This window comes from Vibrio nigripulchritudo, assembly GCF_027924785.1.
GTDB classification, from domain to species: Bacteria; Pseudomonadota; Gammaproteobacteria; order Enterobacterales; family Vibrionaceae; genus Vibrio; species Vibrio nigripulchritudo.
Genome location: NZ_AP027049.1, coordinates 1721923 through 1735808, shown reverse-complemented (window position 1 = coordinate 1735808; position 13886 = coordinate 1721923). Strand labels below are relative to the sequence as shown.

General features: G+C 45.2%; 12 protein-coding genes. 4 read left to right on the top strand and 8 right to left on the bottom strand.

Annotation, left to right across the window (positions count from 1 at the left end; translation table 11 throughout):
* Positions 1 to 7: 7 nt before the first annotated feature.
* From prpC to QMG91_RS08035, 4 genes are all read right to left on the bottom strand, one after another.
* Entirely contained in the window at positions 8 to 1138 is a 1131-nt protein-coding gene (prpC, locus tag QMG91_RS08050; RefSeq protein ID WP_281830177.1) for a bifunctional 2-methylcitrate synthase/citrate synthase, read from the bottom strand.
* Positions 1139 to 1239: 101 nt separating this feature from the next.
* On the bottom strand, positions 1240 to 2142 hold the full coding sequence (gene prpB / locus QMG91_RS08045) for a methylisocitrate lyase (protein WP_281830175.1): 903 nt from the start codon (positions 2140 to 2142) through the stop codon (positions 1240 to 1242).
* Entirely contained in the window at positions 2139 to 2819 is a 681-nt protein-coding gene (locus QMG91_RS08040) for a GntR family transcriptional regulator (RefSeq protein ID WP_281830173.1), read from the bottom strand. The genes prpB and QMG91_RS08040 overlap by 4 nt, the downstream gene beginning before the upstream one ends.
* Before the next feature lie 501 nt (positions 2820 to 3320).
* Entirely contained in the window at positions 3321 to 3839 is a 519-nt protein-coding gene (locus QMG91_RS08035; RefSeq protein ID WP_281830171.1) for a hypothetical protein, read from the bottom strand.
* A gap of 249 nt (positions 3840 to 4088) precedes the next feature.
* On the opposite strand from QMG91_RS08035, the gene QMG91_RS08030 reads away from it, so the two are divergent.
* The 3 genes from QMG91_RS08030 (at position 4089) to QMG91_RS08020 (ending at position 7315) form a co-directional block, all read left to right on the top strand.
* Positions 4089 to 5060: a tripartite tricarboxylate transporter substrate binding protein gene (locus QMG91_RS08030; protein WP_004405843.1), complete on the top strand. Its 972-nt coding sequence runs from the start codon at positions 4089 to 4091 to the stop codon at positions 5058 to 5060.
* A gap of 230 nt (positions 5061 to 5290) precedes the next feature.
* On the top strand, positions 5291 to 5770 hold the full coding sequence (locus tag QMG91_RS08025; RefSeq protein ID WP_281830168.1) for a tripartite tricarboxylate transporter TctB family protein: 480 nt from the start codon (positions 5291 to 5293) through the stop codon (positions 5768 to 5770).
* Positions 5771 to 5779: 9 nt separating this feature from the next.
* Positions 5780 to 7315 carry a tripartite tricarboxylate transporter permease gene (locus QMG91_RS08020; protein ID WP_004405853.1) on the top strand — a complete coding sequence of 512 codons (1536 nt, stop codon included), beginning with the start codon at positions 5780 to 5782 and terminating at the stop codon, positions 7313 to 7315.
* A 49-nt stretch (positions 7316 to 7364) separates the two neighbouring features.
* Here the strand turns inward: QMG91_RS08020 and QMG91_RS08015 are convergent, their stop codons facing one another.
* The 4 genes from QMG91_RS08015 to QMG91_RS08000 form a co-directional block, all read right to left on the bottom strand.
* The gene (locus QMG91_RS08015; protein WP_281830166.1) at positions 7365 to 8159 is read right to left on the bottom strand and encodes a nucleotidyltransferase domain-containing protein; all 795 of its coding nucleotides are present in this window, start codon (positions 8157 to 8159) and stop codon (positions 7365 to 7367) included.
* Between the two features lie 10 nt (positions 8160 to 8169).
* Positions 8170 to 9201, bottom strand: coding sequence for an RNA 3'-terminal phosphate cyclase (gene rtcA, locus QMG91_RS08010; RefSeq protein WP_281830164.1), 1032 nt, complete (start codon positions 9199 to 9201; stop codon positions 8170 to 8172).
* 7 nt (positions 9202 to 9208) lie between these two features.
* The gene (locus QMG91_RS08005; RefSeq protein ID WP_281830162.1) at positions 9209 to 10444 is read right to left on the bottom strand and encodes an RtcB family protein; all 1236 of its coding nucleotides are present in this window, start codon (positions 10442 to 10444) and stop codon (positions 9209 to 9211) included.
* Between the two features lie 84 nt (positions 10445 to 10528).
* The gene (locus tag QMG91_RS08000) at positions 10529 to 11683 is read right to left on the bottom strand and encodes a slipin family protein (RefSeq protein ID WP_281830160.1); all 1155 of its coding nucleotides are present in this window, start codon (positions 11681 to 11683) and stop codon (positions 10529 to 10531) included.
* Positions 11684 to 12220: 537 nt separating this feature from the next.
* Here QMG91_RS08000 and rtcR point away from each other — a divergent pair.
* The gene (rtcR, locus tag QMG91_RS07995; RefSeq protein ID WP_281830158.1) at positions 12221 to 13825 is read left to right on the top strand and encodes an RNA repair transcriptional activator RtcR; all 1605 of its coding nucleotides are present in this window, start codon (positions 12221 to 12223) and stop codon (positions 13823 to 13825) included.
* Positions 13826 to 13886: the final 61 nt, after the last annotated feature.

Genomic DNA, 13886 nt, shown 5'->3' with positions numbered 1-13886 from the left:
TTAAATTCTATTGACGCTGGTCGATTGGCAGCCATTCTTGATGTTCTGGACCAATGTAATCGGCACTTGGGCGAATGATTCGGTTGTTCTCCCGCTGTTCAAACACATGCGCACACCAACCTGTCAGTCGGCTCATTACAAAAATCGGGGTAAACAACTTGGTGGGAATGTCCATAAAGTGATAAGCGGACGCGTGGAAGAAATCGGCATTACAAAACAGATCTTTTTCGCGTTTCATAACCGACTCAACCCGTTCGCTCACCGCATAAAGGTGAGTATCACCAACGGCTTCTGACAGTTTTTTTGACCACGCTTTAATCAGCGCATTACGTGGGTCGCTCTCGCGGTATATGGCATGACCGAAGCCCATGATTTTCTCTTTACGCTCCAGCATGCCAAGAATTTCTCGCTCTGCCTCTTCAGGGGTTTGCCAGTTTTCGATCATCGCCATAGCAGCTTCATTTGCGCCACCATGTAATGGACCTCGCAAAGTGCCAATCGCACCCGTCACGCAGGAATGAATGTCCGACAAAGTCGATGCACATACCCTTGCAGTAAAGGTAGAGGCATTAAACTCATGCTCGGCATACAGAATAAGAGAACAGTGCATCACCTGCTTGTGCAGTTCAGAGGCAGGTTCATCGGTCAGCATTTTGAGAAAGTAGCCGCCGATACTGTCTTCGGAGCGATCTTCGGTATCAATTCTTATTCCATCGTGAGAATAGCGATACCAGTAACAAATAATGGCTGGGAAAAGCGCCAGCATTCTTTCAGTCGCTGAAAGCTGGTCGTCAAAGGTGTTTTCGGTTTCGAGGTTCCCTAATACCGAGCATCCCGTCCTCATGACATCCATGGGGTGCGCTTCGGAAGGCAAAAGCTCCAGCGCTTTTTTTAGTGGCTCTGGTAAACCACGTAATAAACGGAGTAACTCCTTATACTCGCTAAGCTCTTGCCGATTTGGCAGCTTTCCGCGCAACAGCAAATACGCGACTTCTTCAAACTCCGCATGGTTGGCAAGATCGGTAATGTCGTACCCGCGGTAGGTTAAGCCTGTTCCGCTTTTTCCTACGGTACACAGTGCAGTAGAACCCGCACTCTGTCCCCGCAGCCCTGCGCCGCCAAGTGGTTTATCTGTCATGACAGACTCCTTGTCATTGTGGCTTTTGCCCAATCCTTATATTTTTAGGTTGATTGGTTCGCCAGCCGCTTCACGTTATTGGATTTGAGTGGGTCGAAACCCTATTTTTCTGCGAACAGCTCGTCTAGCTTGTCCTCATAGTCGTGGTAATTTAGGTGTTGATATAACTCTTTTCGGGTTTGCATTTGGTCAACCAATGCTTCTTGATTGCCTTCATTTAGTAGATGGGAATAGACCATTTCCGCCGCTTTATTCATGGCGCGGAAGGCGCTGAGAGGGTAAAGCACCATATCCACTGAGTGCTCTGCCAGTTCCTGCCCACCAAAAAGTGGGGTTTGACCAAACTCTGTAATGTTGGCAAGGATGGGAATGGACCTTCCAAAGTGACGTCGTAACGCGCCTGAAAGCACCTGATATTGGTCTAGCTCGACGAATGCTTCTGGAAACAACATATCAGCGCCCGATTCCACATAAGCTATGCAGCGCTCAATTGCGCTGTCCATTCCCTCTACGGCGAGTGCATCGGTTCTTGCCATAAGAACAAAGTCAGAATCGGTTTTGGCATCTACTGCAGCTTTGATGCGATCAGCCATTTCATCTGTGGTCACAATGGCTTTGTTTGGTCGGTGACCACATCGCTTTTGAGCAACCTGATCTTCCATGTGTACTGCTGCCGCGCCTGCTTTCTCCATCAACTTGATAGTGCGCGCAATATTGAATGCGCCACCAAATCCGGTATCGATATCCACCAACAAAGGCAAATCGCACGCGTTAGTGACGCGCTCCACATCCACCAGCACATCGTTAAGTGTGGTGATACCAAGATCGGGCAAACCATAAGAAGCATTAGCAATGCCACCGCCAGACAAATATATCGCCTGGTGACCAGTATTCTTCGCCATCATGGCGCAATACGCATTGATAGTGCCGACAATTTGCAGTGGGTGATGGTTTTCGACTGCTAAGCGAAACTTCTTCCCTGGTGAGGCTTTCTCTGCCGTCATGCTTCACTCTCCTGTTGAATTTGTTGTTCGATAAGCTGGCGGCTGCACGAGATGTGTCTTCTCATCAGCATTTCCGCTAACTCTTCGTCTCGGTTTTGAATGGCTTTAAGTATGAATTTATGTTCCTCCAGCGCTTGCTCGGGGCGAGAATGCGAGCGTGGAGACTGATATCGGTACATCCGAAGCAGGTGATACAGCTCATCGCAAAGTAAGGTGACTAGCTTGCTGTTTCGGCTGGCTTTAATAATTCGGTAATGGAAGTCGAAATCGCCATGCTGGTGGAAGTAAGAAGACCCCTCTACCTGTTCGATGTGATCGGAATGTGTCGACAATAACTGACTCAAACCTTCGATTTCTTCGTCAGTGATGTATCTCGCCGCTAATCTTGCCGCCATGCCTTCTAGAGCCTCACGCACGGCATAAAGCTCCGATAAATGAGTAAGGGAGATGTGAATAACACGAGCTCCAACATGAGGAATTCGCTCTATCAAACCCAAACCTTCCAATCTCATAATGGCTTCACGCAACGGTCCTCGGCTCACATTAAAGCGCTTTGCCAGTTCGGGTTCCGAGATTTTGCTGCCGGGCGCAATCTGCCCTTCAACAATCGATTCCACCAAGCTACTGGTGAGGTTTTCTGATTTGGTGGCTTCTTTTTCTGGTACTGCTATAGACATTTCAATCTCAACATTGTCAACAATCTGCATATTTAGATCAAAATTTAGCCACCAAAAGCTATTAGATCAAGTAGATTGTCGACAATTTAGACTAATGTCGAATAAACGACCTAATTTAACTTGCGTGTTTTTGAGAAATGAAACGAGAGGTTTGTATGAAGAATTAGAAAAACAACCGTACTCGGTGTGTACCAGTACGGCTAACAGGTAGGAAATGACTATTTTCTATCAGCGGGTATTTCCATGACACCAGTGTGTCCTATTGAAATCAATCCATTTACTTGTAGAGATCCAACTATCAATCCAAGTATCGCAGCAGCGCAAAGAACAATAATTAGCGACCTTTTCCCATATTTTGCAACAAACGCCACCAGTACTAGAGACAATACAAATGGAGCAATTTGTAATAGGTGTGGTCTTGCGTTAAGTGTAATTAGCCATGCTCCGCAAATGACACTCAACCAAGAAAGTATATAAATAAACAAAAACATAACGCGATTCCTATTTCTCCGTCCTGCATAGAGAATTGGGACTAACTTGGCCTCCTCCCCACATTCTCGATGTAATATAAGAAGCTGAGTAAGCACTTCTATCCCAAGGATCGCATACAACCGCATCGTCTCCCCACGTTTTTGGATCTCCAGCAGTACCTTCTTTCAACCTCCCAATTACGACGAAGGCGTGATCAGCATTTACACGGACCATATAATCAACAGGCTTATAGCCATGATCCAGTAACCAACAGAATGCAATGGCAGCTTGCTCACCACAGTTTCCACAGCCGTTTGATTCAGCTCTTTTAGCAACAGCTCTAAGCCACTCTAAGTTGCTTCCGGCTTCATCATTTACGCTACGAATTCTCGTTAAACACGCAGTCGGACTTTCTGAACCACTTACAAACGCTAAGACACTGTTAAGTGGTTTGTTTGCAGCACCAATAGTCATTTTCTGTTTTACATATTCAACAGCTCTTTTAGCTGCGATGAGGTTTTTCTGTTTTTCAGATAATGCGCTACCCACAAAAATATATCCTTATATAACATGGTTTTGCTAAATAGTAGCCATCGCGCAATTCATATGCAACAAGTTTAAATATTGATACTGTGAACAATATGAACTTAATTCATTTTTTGTTTTTTATTCTTTTTAAGTCTTCTATCTGGGCAATGTCGGTCACGCACATTAAGTTAACAATCAGCCCTAAATGGCAACATAAACATAACAATTAATCTCATCAGAGAATGAGTTTAACCACATAAGGAACGTGACATGATAAAGGTACTGAAACCCACATTTGCCGCTGCAGCGATAGCCGCAAGCTTTTCTTTCGGCGCATTTGCAGCAGACATGGAGAAGATCCACTTCTTGATCCCTGGCGGTGCTGGTGGCGGTTGGGATATGACCGCGCGTGGTACGGGTGATGCATTGGTAAAATCTGACATTGTCGACAAAGTTTCATTCCAAAACCTGTCCGGTGGTGGCGGTGGTAAAGCCATTGCGCACCTTATCGAAACGGCGGAGCGTCAAGAAGACACGCTGATGGTGAACTCTACACCTATCGTTATTCGCTCGTTAACAGGTATTTTCCCTCAATCTTTCCGTGACCTTACCCCTGTTGCAGCCACCATTGCCGACTACGGTGCGATCGTGGCACCTGCTGATTCCAAGTACAACGACTGGAAAGAAGTAGTTGCAGATTTCAAAGATAACCCTCGTAAAGTAAAAATTGCTGGCGGTTCTGCACGTGGCAGCATGGACCACCTTGTCGTAGCAGCAGCATTTAAAGGCGAAGGGTTTGATGCCAAAGCAGTTCGTTACATTGCCTACGATGCTGGTGGTAAAGCGATGGCTGCCCTACTTTCTGGCGAAACTCAGCTTCTGTCTACCGGTTTAGGCGAAGTACTGGAAATGTCGAAAAACGGTCAGGTAAAAATCTTAGCGGTAACTGCGCCTAAGCGTCTTCCTGCGGCACCTGAAGTTCCGACACTGACGGAATACGGCAACGAAACGGTATTTGCAAACTGGCGTGGCTTCTTTGCGGCACCGGGTACAACACAAGCCAAAATTGATGAGTACAACGAGGCGCTGTCTAAAATGTACACCACTAAAGAGTGGGCAACCGTTCGTAACCGTAATGGCTGGATCGACAACTACAAGCCAGACCAAGACTTTTACAAGTTCTTGGAAGATCAGGAAAAACAAATGGGTTCACTGATGCGTGAACTTGGTTTCCTGAAGTAAAGCATTTACCAATCCGTTGAGAGGTGCAGAGAAAACCTAATAGGCTGTAGTTTATTCTGCTCTTTAAAATGGATTGGTAGCCCCTTTGCCGCGTACGCTGTAAAACGCCAAACTCCTTTGTTTATTTAGTTATCCCTCAAGTGGTGCTGCTTTATCGGTTTCATCACAACTAAATTGATTAACTAGGCGTATGCGGCTCTTTTCCTTACATCAAAACAAAGGATTGAGCTATGTCTGCTAAGCCCACCAACTTATTTTGTCGTGACCGCGTGGGTGCGATGATCTTTCTGGTCGTATGTTTATGTTACGGCTATCAAACCACGCAAATCCCTATGTTCCCCGGTGATGAGTACGAACCCTTTACCGCTCGCACCCTCCCTACTCTTCTGACGGTTGTCGGTGTCATTCTGTCCCTGATGCTTCTTGTGACTGCGCAGCCAGACGAAGAAAGTGGTGCAACCCTTGGCTTCAACTGGAAATTGCTGATCGGCTTTTTAGTGTTGATGGCAATGTATGGTGTAGGTCTGACTTACGTGGGGTTCGTGCTCGCCACTGGTTTCTTCCTGATGATCGGTTTCTACCTGTTGGGTGAAAGAAGAAAATCCATTCTGTTTGGTGCTTCATTTCCGTTCGTCATCGCGTTCTATTTGTTGCTGACACAAGGCTTAGATATCTATCTAGAGCCAGGTGTTCTGTTTTCTATCTGGTAGGAGAATGACATGTTAGATGGAATTTTAGCGGGTCTCTCTACCGCAGTAATGCCAATGAACATCATGATGGTGATCGTTGGCTGTTTTGTGGGTACCTTTATCGGCATGTTGCCCGGTCTTGGTCCTATTTCGGCTATCGCACTGATGATCCCAATCAGTTACGGTCTTGACCCTGCTTCCGGCTTGATTCTGATGGCAGGTGTCTATTACGGCGCCGTATTTGGTGGTTCAACTTCATCAATCTTAATCAACGCGCCGGGCTGTTCTTCTACCGTGGTTACGGCATTCGACGGCTACCCAATGGCACAGAAAGGCATGGCAGGTAAAGCTCTGGCACTCGCCGCTTACTCGTCTTTTACTGGAGGTACACTGTCTGCCATCATGCTTTTGGTTGCGGCTCCTGCCCTGGCAAGCGTTTCCTTAAGCTTTCAGTCGTCTGACTACTTTGCCTTGATGCTTCTTGGCTTGTCTGCCGTTGCTGCCTTTGCTGGTAAAGGACAAGTGTTGAAAGCTTGGATGATGACCATCCTTGGCTTGATGTTGTCTACCGTGGGCATCGACAAAGGTGTCGGTGTGGAACGGTTTACCTTTGGGTTAACAGACCTGATGGATGGCTTTAGCTTCTTGTTGCTTGCTATGGCGACCTTCGCTCTGGGTGAAACCTTAATGGGCATCCTAAAACCGCAGAAGGATACTCGTGCTGAAGAAAGCAATCAGCTCGACAACTTAGGCAGCATGAAAGTCACTAAAGAAGAAGTAAAAGAAGTCGCTCCTGTATCTCTGCGATCTTCATTTCTTGGCTTCTTTACCGGCGTTCTTCCGGGTGCCGGTGCCACAATCGCAGCCTTCTTAAGCTACGGTATGGAACGTAACCTGGCACCAAAAGAAAAACGTGAGGAATTTGGTAAAGGCAGTATCCGTGGTTTGGTTGCGCCTGAATCAGCGAACAACGCAGCGTCTAGCGGCTCTTTTGTACCTCTGCTTACCCTAGGTATTCCTGGTTCAGGTACTACTGCAATCATGCTGGGTGCTTTAATTGCTTACGGTATTCAGCCGGGTCCTCGCCTGTTTGTGGATCACCCTGATGTATTCTGGTCGGTCATCATCTCCATGTACTTTGGTAACATCGTATTGGTGATCTTAAACCTGCCACTAATCCCGTACATCTCTAAACTGTTGATGGTGCCTCGTACCGTACTTCTTCCAATGATTCTGTTCTTCTCAATCACTGGTGTGTACTTGGTATCCTTCAATACTGTGGACGTGTTTATCATGCTGCTGGTCGCAATGGCGGCAATTGCACTGAGGTTAGCGAACTTCCCGCTCGCTCCGTTATTGCTCGGGTTTATCTTGGGGGGATTGATGGAAGAGAACTTGCGTCGTGCCCTGATGATCAGTGACGGTGAATTGAGCTTCTTATGGGAGCGCCCAATCACAGCTGTATTCGCTTGTCTGGCGGTTGCTGTATTGCTTGGTCCTATTGCGGCGAAGTTCATTAATTACCTAAAACAGCGCAATGTAGCAAACCCTACTCATCAAGATTAATCATCGAAATGAGTGCAAAACAAAGGCTTCTGGAAAACCAGAAGCCTTTTTATTTTTGAACGATTTTTTGAAAAGCTGCATTCAACTCAGTAAAAGATGGAGTACCACTTTTTTCCTCGCTGATAATGTTTTCCAACCGTCTGAACTCTTTTTCGATAAAGTCGTTCAAAATGGGAATTGCACCAATGTATTCTTTTTCCTTACTCGCTTTCTTGCGTTCTACCAATTCATAGATTGTACTCTGTAACTCGTCATGATCATTGATGACATCCATGAGTACATCAAACTCAATCGGAGCGGGTACTCCGAACTTCTCTATCCAGCGAATAGTCAACAAAGGTCGAAGAACATAAAAGTACTTCTTCAAAGGGACTTTTTCTTTCTTCAGATACTCTCTGAAGTTACCTTTCGCCATATGGCGATAATGATAAATGTTTCTCGTTTTTGAAGCATAGATAGGAAGCAACTCCCTAGTAGCCAGCGAAAAGCCTTCGCGATCCAGATAAACGATCGGGGAGTGAAGCCACTCAATAATTGAAGGGTTAGATTTTCGCAACAACTTTAGCGCTTTACGAATATCCCAACCATTAATATCTATCTCATCCACAATAGGATATTCGATCACATCACGTTTCTCTTCAACGTCTACAGACAAATACCAATCCGCTTGGTGGGCGTAAACGAACCGGACATCATAGTCACTATTTTCGGATGCGAAGCCCCATGCCCTGCTACCCGATTCAATAGCATAAAGAACACGCACATTATGCTCTTGCTCTGCTCTTTGAAGCCTAACGAGTATCTCTTCCCTTACTTTTGTAGGTATAACTTTTTGCTCTTTCATTTTCACCTCCTTAGCAAACACTTATTTCCCAAAGATTTTCATCAATTTGTGTTGTAAGAATCTGCATCCCAGTAAATATTTCTATTACCCTGATGTTGGTCAGCGTGTGGCTGCTTGGTTTAGTCGTCAGCATTGAAGATTTACCCGCCAAAGCCATGGGTAAAAGCAATTGATCCGCCAAGTGCTCTTCTATTGCAGCACCGGATTTCAAAAAAGCTTTCATTCTACCTGCGCACCTCGCCGCAACTCGTTCAGCTGAAATGCCGTACTGCCCTACCGTTTCAAATATCGTAGTGACTGGTTCATTCATCACTTTCATATGGAGACTGTTACCCGAACCTATGCTGTCTACATGTTCGATTTTGCTTTGCGCGTCAAACCAACCCAGCTTTTTTCTTGTCGCTGTTATTTCTCTGGTTGCGATACTTCTGGAGACTCCTGATATAAGGGTTTCAATTTCGCAGTTACTTTGATCAACCAACACTTCTGCTTGTGTTTTGAAATGAGCGGAGTTCAGTAGCGGAATCGGTGTAATTTGAATTTGCCATTTCCCACCTCCTGCTGGGTTAAAGCCGATTGCCATTTTTTTAATATCCGCACTGATACCAAACTGACCTAGTGCTTTTAGATAGGACTCTTCAAAAAAGGTTAAAGAAGGTGAGAGACCATTGTGTGTCCCTCCTTCCAGAAGCACGGTTGATTTTTCATTAGCAAGCAACAAGGGAAGAAGAATAGTTTGGCATACCAGCACTGTGCTCCCTGCCGTACCGATGGAAAATTCGTATTCCCCCGCTTGTACGCTATTAGGCTCAAACGAAATGCAATCTGAACCCAATTCATCCCCTTCTACCTTGGCGTTTGAAACGGCTTTGGCTGCTTGGATGCAAGTCAGGTGCTGCCTCATCAAACCGGGCTTTTTCCTGTTAGCCCGAATATTGGTAATCTCTAGCTTCTTTCCTTGTAACATTGCCAGGGTAAGAGAGGTACGCAGCACTTGACCGCCTCCCTCTCCCATAGAGCCATCTATCCTAGTTATTTCCATCGTGTGACTACCCTTTTACGCACACGACTTGCTTGAGCGTATGCACGACTTCGACAAGATCTTTCTGCGCATCCATGACGTTATCTATGTCCTTATAAGCATGTGGAATCTCATCAATCACGTCTTTGTCTTTTCGACATTCCACATCTGCTGTCGCTTCTATTTGGTCTTGAATGTTATACACTTTTTTCGCTTTGGTACGAGACATAACTCGACCTGCTCCATGACTACAACTTTCAAAGCTGTCTGGGTTACCTAGTCCGCGCACGATGTAAGATCGTGCCCCCATGTTTCCTGGAATGATACCAAGCTCCCCTTTCCTGGCCCGAACCGCTCCCTTACGCGTAACGTAGCAATCTTTACCAAAGTGATTCTCACGAGAAATGTAGTTGTGATGGCAATTCACCGCGACTTCCGAGGTTTCAAACGCAATAGGCATTTGCTTCTTGAGTGCAATAACAGCATTGAACATCATGATCTCACGGTTCTTAGCCGCATAGTCTTGAGCCCACTCCACAGCTTCGACATAATCATCAAAGTAATCACTTCCTTCTTCAAGGTAAGCAAGATCGACATCAGGCAGGTTTATTTGGTGGCGTTGCATTTCTTTTTTCGCCAGTTCGATAAAGTAGGTCCCTATACGGTTACCAACACCACGACTTCCTGAGTGAAGCATGATCCAAACGGCGTCACTTTCATCAATACAAAGCTCAAGGAAATGGTTACCCGTTCCCATCGTGCCAAGGTGCGTAACGTTGTTACTATGTCGAATTGCAGGGTGCTTATCGCAAATTCGCTCAAAGCGTGCTTCCAACTTTTTCCATTCACCTGCTACAACATCTGGAATGTTGTACCACGCGCCTCTGTCACGATGTTTACGCCCTCGCCCCGTTGTTCTGCCATGAGGAACTGCTGATTCAAATGCGTGGCGGATCGGAGCCAGATTGTCTGGCAGTTGGCTAGCTTTCAACGTGGTTTTTGTTGCCACCATTCCGCACCCTATATCGACCCCTACCGCTGCTGGAATAACGGCTTTAACCGACGGAATGACACTGCCAATAGTAGCTCCCTTACCCATGTGAACATCAGGCATAACGGCAATATGTGAGTGAACAATGCTCTCCATTTTTGCAATGTTATCCAGCTGTTCACGCGCTTTGTCTTCAAACGGAACTCCGCTAACCCACGCCTTAATCGGCTTTCTACTTTCACTTTCAATCAGACTGTAATTTTTAGTACACATAGTATTTTCCTGATTAACCGCCCAGCAAAAAAAGCCAAGCGGTTTGTTCCTTTTATTGTTTATTTATCATCTTGCTATGATTATCTAGGCAATCTTAACGACGCCATTCATTAATCCGTCCAGCCCGCCATACACTGTCAGCGTTTCAATTTTGTCTGCCACTTTTTCAAGTGCTTCCAGTTCCTTCAAACGCATAAGTGTTGGGTTGTTTTCCATCACTTTCGCTGTGTTATGCAGGCTTCGTGTTGCCGCTGTTTCTTCTCTTCGCTTAATAACATTTGCCTCTGCGGCTTTTTGCGCTTCCACCACTTGGTTTAGAATGGCTTTCATCTCGCCTGGCAGGATGATGTCTTTCATACCAACGTTAACGAGTTTCACTCCAATAGAATTGAGAGGCTCCGCCACCAGGTCGGTCACCGTTTCATTGATGTACAACTTATCCAAAAGCAAATCATCAAGGGTTTTGGTGCCCACCGCTTCTCTTAGTGCCAGTTGCAACGTCTTGTAGATGTAGTCCCCTACGTTATCTACGCTCGCCGATGCCAATTCTGCATTTTCGATCTTAATTCCGGCGGTCAAATTGATGCGAAGACTAACTCGGTCCTTACTCAATATCTCCTGCCCAGACACATCAATCAGTTGAGTTCGGCAATCAAAAATTTTCACTTCGATTTTTCGAGCAAATTGCCAGAAGCCATATACACCCGGTTCCAAAGTAGAAGCCAACGCACCATCGACGAAAAGAAGCCCTACGTGTTCGTTTGCTACCTGAACTTTTTTTATTGGCGCAATTCCTAAAACTCCGGCTCCTCTGATCAAAGCATCGGCAGTGTTAGTACCTGACTGTTCAACCTGATATAGGGTTTGCTTATCGACTTCAAAGGAGTCTGAAATATCACGCTTTTCCAAAGAAATATTGCCTGCTGCTTTCCACACGTACAAACTTTGCCCTGGAGCAATAACTCCCATCATGTAGCCATTCAATCGAAGGATGCCTACTTCGTGGTTGTCTGTCTTTAAGTGTGTTAGCTGACTACGTAGCACTTCAGAAGCTTCGTACAAGCGTTCAGCATTAGGCTGTGAAAAATACAGTGAATCTACGTTGCATGACTGAAACTCAAACTGATTACCGAACTTCCAGTATTTGTGTTCACCTGGCAAAAGTACGTCAGACAAAACTTGGTTCTTAAACACTAATGCACGCTGGTTTTCCGCAACAGTTATGATTTTTCTTAACATTTTCTCGTTCCTTTCGTTGTGTCAGTAACTGTTGAGCACTTGCGTTGAAAGTGGCCGCGAGTGATGGTTTAAAGGGAGCGTCCTGCTTGCTTTAAACATTTCCTGTTGGCGTCTCTCAACCATTGGTGTCAACGGTTTACTGACTTACTGTTTTATTTTGATTTGGGACGGGACTTGAACCCGCAACACACAAAGGAAACCTTTGCCGCTCTACCAATTTAGCTACCCGGAGATCTAAGAGGGAGTCGAACCCTTTTCAGCCATCCAATCTGGCGCTTAAATCAAGCTTGTGAAGGAGGAATACGGAGTCGCATTGCTTACCGCACCAAGGTGTTTTTGGAAACACGCTTTTATCTCGACATACCCTAGTTATTTCAAGCGGCGTGCCAAATCAAATAAGACATACAAATAAATTTTTAACTAATTGATTTTTAAATACTAAAAAATACAAATCATAATATCCTTGGAAATTTGACTATCCATCGATATTAAATAAAATAGAAATATAGATACAAAAATATCCATTTGGATACGTCAATGAAAAAGACTATAGCAATCAGCCTATTAGGTACTCAGCTAGATAAAGTAGGGAAACGAAGCGACAGGTGGGCGAAGTGGCGCCCTAACATTTCGCTTGTGAGTCAGGAAGACTTAGTGATCAATGAACTCTATCTCCTTCATGACAATCACCATAACAGGCTTGCCAATAACATCGCCGTTGATATCGAGACAATTTCGCCCGAGACAAGGGTAAAACTCGTACCAATAAACTTTTTAGATCCTTGGGATTTCGAAGAAGTTTACGCAAAGCTTTACGACTTTTGCTCTAGCCTGACGTTTGATATTGATAATGAGGATTACCTCTTCCATATCACTACGGGTACTCACGTCGCGCAAATATGCGGTTACCTACTTACTGAAAGCAGGCATTTTCCGGGAAGGTTGATTCAAACTGCTCCAGATAACAAAGCTGACAATCGTGCGATTGGGAAAATTCAGGTAATAGACTTGGATCTTTCTAAGTACGATCAACTGGCTACGCGATTTGACGCTGAACATGAACTGGGTAGCGCGTTCCTCAAAAATGGAATCAATACGAACAATACCCACTTCAACACGTTGATCAGTCAGATTGAAAAAGTTGCCATTCGCTCAAAAGAACCTATCTTGCTGACCGGACCAACAGGTGCAGGTAAAACCCAACTGGCGTCGAAAATCTACCAGTTGAAGAAGAAGCGGTCTGCACTCAGCGGGAACCTTATCGTTGTAAACTGTGCAACATTAAAAGGTGAAAACGCAATGGCAACGTTATTTGGGCACACCAAAGGTGCCTTTACCGGAGCCCTTCAATCGCGTGATGGTTTTTTAGTGTCAGCCAATAAAGGGCTGTTATTTCTTGATGAAATTGGTGAACTCGGTTCGGAAGAGCAGTCCATGTTGCTTCACGCCATAGAGAACAAATCTTTCCATCCCGTTGGTTCAGATAAGGAAGTCAAAAGTGATTTCCAGTTGATTGCGGGCACAAACAAGGATTTGCGTCAGGTAGTGCTTAATGGCACTTTCAGAGAAGATTTACTTGCTCGAATCAACCTCTGGACTTACCAACTCCCAGCGCTAAGGGAGCGCAAAGAAGACATAGAGCCTAATATCGAGTTTGAACTGGATAGGTTTAGTGAAAAAAATGGTCGAAAAGTCCGATTCAATAAAGAAGCTAAACAGTCCTATCTTAAATTTGCCCACTTACCCTCATCGACGTGGAATGGTAACTTTCGGGATTTGAGCTCATCTATTACTCGCCTTTCTACTCTGGCAGATTCATCCCGAATCACGATAGATGACGTAAACACTGAGATAAAAAGGCTAGAGTCAGATTGGGGAACATCAAAGCCAACACCCACTTTAGTAAGCAAACTGTTGAGCTCAAATCAAATACAAGAGCTGGATACGTTCGACAGGTATCAACTAACGTTTGTACTCGAAACCTGTATACGGCACCCTTCAATGGCTTCCGCCGGACGCGAACTGTTTGATAAGAGCCGGGCTAAGAAAGCACAGTCTAATGACTCAACAAGATTGCAAAAATACCTCGCCAAGTTTGGCATTACTTGGAAAGACATCAGCGAATTCAAACAAACGTCATAGATGTATGACATGAAAAAGGCTTCTGGGGAAACCAGAAGCCCTTTCGTGTGATAGATGAGCA

Coding starts and splice junctions, on each gene's coding strand:
- prpC (WP_281830177.1), bottom strand. CDS start 1,138: ATGACAGATAAACCACTTGGCGGCGCAGGGCTGCGGGGACAGAGTGCG.
- prpB (WP_281830175.1), bottom strand. CDS start 2,142: ATGACGGCAGAGAAAGCCTCACCAGGGAAGAAGTTTCGCTTAGCAGTC.
- QMG91_RS08040 (WP_281830173.1), bottom strand. CDS start 2,819: ATGTCTATAGCAGTACCAGAAAAAGAAGCCACCAAATCAGAAAACCTC.
- QMG91_RS08030 (WP_004405843.1), top strand. CDS start 4,089: ATGATAAAGGTACTGAAACCCACATTTGCCGCTGCAGCGATAGCCGCA.
- QMG91_RS08025 (WP_281830168.1), top strand. CDS start 5,291: ATGTCTGCTAAGCCCACCAACTTATTTTGTCGTGACCGCGTGGGTGCG.
- QMG91_RS08020 (WP_004405853.1), top strand. CDS start 5,780: ATGTTAGATGGAATTTTAGCGGGTCTCTCTACCGCAGTAATGCCAATG.
- QMG91_RS08015 (WP_281830166.1), bottom strand. CDS start 8,159: ATGAAAGAGCAAAAAGTTATACCTACAAAAGTAAGGGAAGAGATACTC.
- rtcA (WP_281830164.1), bottom strand. CDS start 9,201: ATGGAAATAACTAGGATAGATGGCTCTATGGGAGAGGGAGGCGGTCAA.
- QMG91_RS08005 (WP_281830162.1), bottom strand. CDS start 10,444: ATGTGTACTAAAAATTACAGTCTGATTGAAAGTGAAAGTAGAAAGCCG.
- QMG91_RS08000 (WP_281830160.1), bottom strand. CDS start 11,683: ATGTTAAGAAAAATCATAACTGTTGCGGAAAACCAGCGTGCATTAGTG.
- rtcR (WP_281830158.1), top strand. CDS start 12,221: ATGAAAAAGACTATAGCAATCAGCCTATTAGGTACTCAGCTAGATAAA.